This is a genomic window from Pseudoalteromonas sp. SG44-5 (assembly GCF_014164175.1).
GTDB classification, from domain to species: Bacteria; Pseudomonadota; Gammaproteobacteria; order Enterobacterales; family Alteromonadaceae; genus Pseudoalteromonas; species Pseudoalteromonas nigrifaciens.
Genome location: NZ_JACJES010000007.1, coordinates 167,604 through 174,339 on the forward strand (window position 1 = coordinate 167,604; position 6,736 = coordinate 174,339).

At 40.0% G+C, this 6,736-nt stretch carries 7 protein-coding genes; 3 read left to right on the forward strand and 4 right to left on the reverse strand.

What is annotated here, in order from left to right; translation table 11 throughout:
• The first annotated feature begins 136 nt into the window (after nt 1–136).
• Entirely contained in the window at nt 137–727 is a 591-nt protein-coding gene (locus H5079_RS10295) for a DNA-3-methyladenine glycosylase I (RefSeq protein ID WP_182684005.1), read from the forward strand.
• A 306-nt stretch (nt 728–1,033) separates the two neighbouring features.
• Here H5079_RS10295 and H5079_RS10300 read toward each other — a convergent pair whose 3' ends face one another.
• Nucleotides 1,034–2,467, reverse strand: coding sequence for a sigma-54 dependent transcriptional regulator (locus H5079_RS10300; protein WP_182684006.1), 1,434 nt, complete (start codon nt 2,465–2,467; stop codon nt 1,034–1,036).
• A gap of 387 nt (nt 2,468–2,854) precedes the next feature.
• Here H5079_RS10300 and fliS point away from each other — a divergent pair, with 387 nt between their 5' ends.
• Nucleotides 2,855–3,256 carry a flagellar export chaperone FliS gene (gene fliS, locus H5079_RS10305; protein ID WP_011327479.1) on the forward strand — a complete coding sequence of 134 codons (402 nt, stop codon included), beginning with the start codon at nt 2,855–2,857 and terminating at the stop codon, nt 3,254–3,256.
• Nucleotides 3,257–3,262: 6 nt separating this feature from the next.
• Nucleotides 3,263–3,562: a hypothetical protein gene (locus tag H5079_RS10310; RefSeq protein WP_036981719.1), complete on the forward strand. Its 300-nt coding sequence runs from the start codon at nt 3,263–3,265 to the stop codon at nt 3,560–3,562.
• A 260-nt stretch (nt 3,563–3,822) separates the two neighbouring features.
• On the opposite strand, the gene fliD is transcribed toward H5079_RS10310, so the two are convergent.
• From fliD to H5079_RS10325, 3 genes are all read right to left on the reverse strand, one after another.
• A complete protein-coding gene (fliD, locus tag H5079_RS10315; RefSeq protein ID WP_182684007.1) occupies nt 3,823–5,235 on the reverse strand; it encodes a flagellar filament capping protein FliD in 1,413 nt (470 codons plus the stop codon).
• An 80-nt stretch (nt 5,236–5,315) separates the two neighbouring features.
• Entirely contained in the window at nt 5,316–5,729 is a 414-nt protein-coding gene (locus H5079_RS10320; RefSeq protein WP_182684008.1) for a flagellar protein FlaG, read from the reverse strand.
• Between the two features lie 173 nt (nt 5,730–5,902).
• Nucleotides 5,903–6,736 (reverse strand): flagellin (locus tag H5079_RS10325; RefSeq protein WP_259398060.1); only part of this gene is annotated, 834 nt, incomplete at its 5' end.

The window sequence follows — 6,736 nt, forward strand, 5'->3', positions numbered from 1 at the left end:
CTAATTGATGCAGATATAGCTTTAAATGCACAATTTATACCACCTTTTATTACCATGTATATCATTGAGTTACACAGTAAAAATACGCGACATTAAAATGACGCGCAAATAAAAGCACCGCAACTAAGGAACTATAATGACCAAGCAATCTCGCTGCTCATGGCTCGACACCAGCAAACCCGACTACGTTGCATACCACGATAACGAATGGGGAGTGCCTGTGTATGACGATAAAAAACTGTTTGAATTTTTAACGCTGGAGTCGGCGCAAGCAGGCTTGAGTTGGTACACTATTTTAAAAAAGCGTAATGGTTATAAAAATGCTTTTGCCGATTTTGATGTACGCAAAGTAGCAGCATTTACCGAGCAAGATATTGAGCGACTAATGCTTGATGCGGGTATTGTGCGCAATCGCTTAAAAATTGCTGCTACTGTAAATAACGCCAAATGCTTTATTAAAATTCAGCAAGAGTTTGGCAGTTTCAGTAACTATCAATGGCAGTTTGTTGGCAATAAGCCGCAAGTAAGTAATTTAAATTCTGCTGACAACGCCCCAGCAATTACCCCTACCTCAAGCGCATTTGCTAAAGATTTAAAAAAGCGTGGTTTTAAGTTTTTAGGGCCAACAACCGTATACGCCCATATGCAAGCCTGTGGTATGGTTAACGATCACAGTAATAACTGTTTTAGAAAAGAAGAAGTTATGAGGCTAGGGGCTAGGGGCTAGGGGCTAGGGGCTAAGGGATAGAGGCTAGGCAAACAGTCTGATTTCAGGCTTTTAATCAAGCCTCTGTAATTATTACATTTAGTGAAATTTATTTTCACCAAGAGCTGTGCATAACAACACAAAAAAAGAACAGTACACCTATTTATAAGTCTCTATAGCTCAGCGTCTCTAACCCTCTTAGCGAATATTGTTACTAAGACTAAGTCGCACTACGTACGCGCATCAGCAAGCTAAACGCTGTGCTTGGTTATTTTTTACCTAAAGCCTGACCCCTGACACCTAAAACCTGATAGCTGTCCTTAATTTTTAGTCTCTCGACAAGTTATATTTTTTCATTTTTTCGACCAAAGTAGTGCGGCGTACTCCGAGTATTTCGGCGGCGCGGGCAACTACATAATCAAAGCGCTCTAATGCTTGAGTAATTAAGTTAATTTCCAGCTCGGCTAAGTATTCTTTAAGCTCAATCCCTTCGCTGGGTAACAAGCCTGAATCTGCTGCTGTAGGGTGGTCGGTTTCATCGTCATAATCGCTAAAGTCGGTGCTAAATATGTCGTTAAAAGCATCGCGCTCCATTAACTCTTCTGGGTACTGCGGCTCATAGGCTTCAACTTCAATATAACGATACTTAGCCGGTAAATCGGGAACATCTACCACTTTTTCTGGGAACATTATCACCATTCGCTCAACTAAGTTTGCAAGCTCGCGAATATTACCCGGCCAACTATGCTCTTTTAAACTCTCGACCGCGCGCTCAGTAAACTTAGCGGTTGAGCCACTTTGCTCATTAACGCGGCGCATTAACTCTTTTAATAACAGCGGTATGTCATCGGCGCGCTGAGTAAGCGACGGGCTTTCAATAGGGAATACGTTTAATCGGTAGTATAAATCTTCACGAAACGTGCCTTGCTCTATCATAGTTTCGAGGTTACGGTGGGTTGCAGCAATAATACGTACATCGGCCTGAATCGCTTTAGTGCCGCCTACTCGCTCATAACTGCGCTCTTGCAATACGCGCAGCAACTTAACCTGCATTTGCAGCGGCATATCGCCTATTTCATCTAAAAATAGCGTACCGCCTTGCGCCAGTTCAAAACGCCCTTTACGAGCAGAAATTGCCCCTGTAAATGCGCCTTTTTCATGGCCAAACAATTCACTTTCGAGCAACTCCCCCGGAATCGCACCACAGTTAACTGGTACGAAAGGCCCTTTAAGGCGTTTAGACAATAAATGTACGTTACGCGCAACCACTTCCTTACCTGTGCCCGACTCACCTAAAATAAGCACATTAGCATCGGTTTTGGCTACTTGCTCAATTAAAAAGCGCAGGTCTTTAACCGCTGCTGTTTCGCCCACTAAGCCGTCAAAGGTATTATGTGGCTTACTGTGTTTGTGCTCATTAGGCAGCATACGTTGATATTGTTGGCAATCATGTAATAACTGCGTGGTTACTTCGTGGCTAAATGGCTCACAAATTAGCCCCACTACATTAGCAATACTCAGTAAAGGCTTGAGTGTTTCGCCAATTAGCAAAAAAGGAAACGTAGGGTAGCGCTTAATTAAACTTTCGTGATCAAGTGCCTGCAATGCACCTAAAATTACAATGCATTCTTTACTTTGATACTTACTACACGCTTGCTCAAAGTCGGCTTCCGTTTGTAATTGCACCGCTTCACCTATAAAAGTAAGTGAGGCATATAATCCTATCGAGCGATTGTTATTATTATCTAAAATTAAGATCATATTTAGCGGGCCATTCATTTCACTAATTTATTTTGTTAATCAAATTGTAAGCCAGTTGAAATTGTATGCAAGCACTAGTGGCGACTTTTTGACATTAACGCCAAAAAACAGACACTTTAATTAAAGCAACAATACTTAAGGATTAACCATTAAGTATTAAGTATTAAGTATTAAGGTTGTAAAGGCCCCCTACATTCGCATAATAAGTTAATCGCAAAGCTTAATACTTAAATTAGAGAATAAAGTCACTTTATAATAAAAATATTCACTAATATTTACTTAAGTTGCCGCCTTAAATGCCGATAAGTAAGTATATATAAAATGCTTGGCATTATAATTGCTGGCATTGTATTAATATTTTTAGTTATCAAAATTTAGGATCTTCTCATGGCACATGCATCAATTAAAAAATACGGTCAAGTTCGTGCAAGCAGTATTAGCGAAATGACACCTTACGAACAAATAAACCTAATTTTTAGTAACATTATTGGGCGCTTAGCTGCAACCAAAGGTTTTATTGAACGCAAAGAAATTGAAAAAAAGGGCGAAAACATTTCAGCCTGCATTTTACTTTTTGGCGCATTACAAGACGCACTTAATTTTGACATTGAGCAAGGCTCAGAAATTTCAGACAACTTATTAGCGTTATACGACTATTGCCAACGTACATTAACTAAAGCTAACTTAAATAACGATACAGCAGCAATTATGGAAGTTTCTAGCATAGTAAAAGAAATAAAAGAAGGGTGGGATAATATTCCTGCTAGCGAACGCTCTCCTGCAGTTTAATTTATTATGCCTTTAATAACTGACCAACAGCCAGCAGAGCAAATTAAACAATTGCTCTGCGAGCTTGAAACACTGGTAAATAACAACGATGCTGACGCGGCAGCTTTACAGCTTGAAGCGTTAAATACGTGTTTAAAAAGCTGGTGCGAAAGCAATGAGCAGCCAAGTAGTGACGAACTTATAGCAACACAAGCGCATATCAATGCTATTTTAACTCAAGCTAACATCCATAAAGACGACTCGTTTAAAGCCTTGTTAAAGCATAAAAAGTCAGACAAAGCGATCAGCGCTTACAAAAGCACTTAAAAAGACAGTTAGCATAATAAAAAGTAAATTAAACGATGGTGTTGCCCACTGCTCTTCTCTAAAGCGCAGCGCCCTCTTAACCTCTTTGTGAGTAAATCACTTAAAGCCTTTTGCACTGTTTTAATCTGTTTAACGCAAAAAGTGCGGTATTGTTGTTATTAAATAAAGCCGCACTTATAAAACTAACAGCTACCCTTTGGTAAGCTCAGTGTTTGTATTAGCCTAAAGCCTAGTATATTCCCTAGAGCTTGAGCCCTTAACTACTTAGACTTTCTAACTACGCCTGGCATGTTATCTAACTGAGATTGAAGATAACTACTGGTTGAGTTTAAGCCTGCTACTAATAAATCCATACTGTTGTACTGCGCATAAAGGCGCGACTCTAACGACTCCATTTTACGTGCAAACGATACTCGTTCGTCATCAATCCCGCGAAGCTGGCCTTCTTTACTTTCTATTCTGTTTTGAATTAAGCCATCAGACTTAGTATAAAAGTTCATTAGCTCATCAAACGATTGGGCAAAACCGCCTTCGTCTTTATTTTCGCCAATAAAAAACTGCTGTACTAAATCAACATCATTTTTTACTTGCTCGTCTAAGCGCTCGCTATCTAAGCTTAATTTACCATAGCGGTCGGCTTCAACACCTAACTGCGACAACGACAAAGAGTTACCATCACCTAAGTCAACACTGTTGGTAATTTCTTGCCTTAACTTTGACATAACACCACGTAGCAGAGAATCACCCGCCATTACGCCAGCGCCATCCTCGCCAGATTTACCCAAGTTTTTACTTAGCTCTAACAGCTCGTTATAACTTTCGATAAACCCATTTAAGCCAGCTTTTATATTATTGTTATTTTCTTTAACGGTTAGCTTACTTAGGTCGTCGTCTACACCTTGTGCTTTTTTAGCGGTAATAGTCACGCCATCAATCACGTTTTTAAATTCGTTAGTGCTACTAGTTACTGTTACTGTGCCGTCAATAGTTATTGACGCATCAACAGCGGCAACTACTTCGCTCACATTTTTTATTCCTGCAGGTGCAGGATCAAACGCTAAACGCGAAAGGCCTAAGGTATCGGTGTTATTGGCATCGTCATCGGCCACTGCTATTTTAATTTGGTTTTCTACACCACTAGTTTGAGCCGAAAACACTAAGCGCTGGCCAGTATCATCAGTAATTATGGTGGCGTTAATGCTTTTGTTATCTTTACTGTTGTTTATTGCATCGCGCACTTCGCTTAGCGTTGCGGTGTCTGACACTGCAATATCAAAGCTATTATCGCCCGAGCTTAACGTCATGGTGCCAGCACCAACAGGGTTGGTGGCATCAAATGCACTCGACATTATTTTATGCTCAGTGGCTAAATTATTTACTTTTACTGAGTAGCCACCTGGTTGAGCGTCTTTATCTGAGCTAAGCGATATAAAATCATCATTACCCGATGTCGTACGTTTTTGATAGTTATCAACGTCGCCTAATGTACTCATCGACTCTTGTACTTTTTCAAGTGCAGCTTTAAGCGCACCCACAGCGGAAATGTCGGTAGTTAAGCTACTTTCTTTTCTATTTAAACGTGATTCAAAAGGCGCTTTTTCAGCATTTACTAATGCACCTACAATTTCAGATACTTGTAAGCCTGAACCTAAGCCAGTAAACGAAATAGCCATGTTTATACCCCTTTACACTATTAAATAAAAAACAAAAAACTTAAAAACCGCAGCTACTATTTAGTTATATACTTATATAGCTATACCGTTTGGTCAATTAATAAACCCGCAGTTTCAGACAGCTTAGACACTAAACTTAACACTTCTTCCGAAGGGTATTGTTTAATTACATCGCCAGTGGTTTTATCGAGCACTTTAATTACATCGCGGCCTGAATCTTCGTCAACCTGAAATTGCAAACTGCGGTTCATTTCGCCCATAAAATCCTGCAATTGCTGCGCCACTTTTTCAAGTTGTTCACGCTCTAACGGTTGTTGCTGCGTAGCAGTGTCTGCATTACTTTGATACTGCTGCGCTTGTGAAGCACTTTTTTTAACATCATCAATGGCACCAGTAGTTAATATTGTACCGGCTTGCCCTGCTTTACTTTCGCTAGCTTGCCCTGCGTTACTTGCTGTTACTAAAGCTTCTGCGCCTGAGGTAATTGTATTCATAACGCCTCCTAAATAGTTTTAAACATTATACACTATTTATAAATTAGCTTAATTTAGTAAGTTAAACGACAAAAGGAGATGAACAAAGCCATCTCCTTTTTTAAATTACTAATACTGACTTTTGGTATTAGTTAGCTATTAATAAGCTAATGAACTATTGACCTAATTAGCTATTAACCTAGTAAGCTAAGCGCTGCTTGTGGTAACTGGTTCGCTTGCGACAAAATTGACGTACCTGCCTGTTGCAATATTTGGTTCTTCGTCATGTTAGCGGTTTCTGTTGCAAAGTCAGTATCTTGAATACGGCTACGTGAAGCAGATACGTTTTCTTGAATATTAGCAAGATTGCTGATTGTATGGCCAAAACGATTTTGTAATGCACCTAAATCAGCACGGCTTTCATTAATTTCACCTAAAGCATTATCAATAATAGCTAGTGCGTTGCTAGAACCAACTGCTGTACTGATATCGATATCAGAGGCTTTTGTATCAGCAGTCGTCGTGGTAGCAGCCACTGTAGTTGCTTGAGCAATCGCCGTGGTACCATCTGCTTGAAAAGCTTTAGCAACTATAGTGCTACCTTCCAATAAACTACCTGAAAAGTCCACATCCTCAGCCCCTGCAGTACCTGATATTTTAGCTTCTATACCTAGGCCGTTTAAAGAGGCATTTAACGCAGATGCTAAAGACTCTGGCCCTGTTACATTAGTTAGATCGACATCAATATCTCTACTACCATCCGCATCGGTATGAGTAAATGATAATGTTGCCCCTTCAGCTGCTAACAATCCAACACTTGCATTTGCAAATTGCCCCTCAACGGCAGCTCTTGTAGTTGTACCTAACTTATCAGCACTTATATCACCAAGTGACATAGTAATTGTTTCTGCAGCGTTTGAACCAACCTGAAACCCTTTACTACCAAACGAGCCGTTCAATAAACTTTGACCACCAAACGATGTAGTTTCTGCAATGCGGGTTAATTCCGTTTGCAATGCACCCACTTC

Bases quoted from the DNA above. Each gene is read 5' to 3' on its own strand.
- fliS (WP_011327479.1), top strand. From the start codon at position 2,855: ATGGCACATGCATCAATTAAAAAATACGGTCAAGTTCGTGCAAGCAGT.
- fliD (WP_182684007.1), bottom strand. From the start codon at position 5,235: ATGGCTATTTCGTTTACTGGCTTAGGTTCAGGCTTACAAGTATCTGAA.
- H5079_RS10300 (WP_182684006.1), bottom strand. From the start codon at position 2,467: ATGATCTTAATTTTAGATAATAATAACAATCGCTCGATAGGATTATAT.
- H5079_RS10295 (WP_182684005.1), top strand. From the start codon at position 137: ATGACCAAGCAATCTCGCTGCTCATGGCTCGACACCAGCAAACCCGAC.
- H5079_RS10320 (WP_182684008.1), bottom strand. From the start codon at position 5,729: ATGAATACAATTACCTCAGGCGCAGAAGCTTTAGTAACAGCAAGTAAC.
- H5079_RS10310 (WP_036981719.1), top strand. From the start codon at position 3,263: ATGCCTTTAATAACTGACCAACAGCCAGCAGAGCAAATTAAACAATTG.